The following is a 335-nucleotide window of genomic DNA, read 5'->3' on the forward strand; positions in this document are numbered from 1 at the left end:
CAGATTTACCAACCTGTCGGTTGTTCTGAATGTCGTGAAGGTTATAAAGGTCGTGTCGGGATTTACGAAGTCATGAAAGTCACACCTGAAATTTCGAAAATTATTATGGAAGATGGCAATGCACTTGAAATTGCAGCGGCATCGGAAAAACTGGGGTTTAATAATCTTCGTCGTTCAGGTCTTAAAAAGGTGATGCAAGGGGTCACTTCTTTACAGGAAGTCAACCGCGTCACCAGTGAATAAAAGCAGATTCTAAAAATAAGGACAGCACAATGGCAGTCAAAAAAGCGCAAATGATGCCAACTTTTGCTTATGAAGGGGTTGATCGTAAAGGG

At 41.5% G+C, this 335-nt stretch carries 1 protein-coding gene and 1 pseudogene; both read left to right on the forward strand.

Going from position 1 to position 335, the window contains the following annotated elements:
• Window positions 1-243 (forward strand): annotated as a pseudogene (locus JR005_RS14410) (type IV-A pilus assembly ATPase PilB); the annotation flags it as partial.
• Between the two features lie 29 nt (window positions 244-272).
• A partial coding sequence (locus tag JR005_RS14415; protein WP_228731781.1) for a hypothetical protein occupies window positions 273-335 on the forward strand: 63 nt, incomplete at its 3' end.

Origin of the sequence: Acinetobacter sp. Colony158 (genome assembly GCF_019264745.1) — a bacterium.
GTDB lineage: Bacteria > Pseudomonadota > Gammaproteobacteria > Pseudomonadales > Moraxellaceae > Acinetobacter > Acinetobacter ursingii.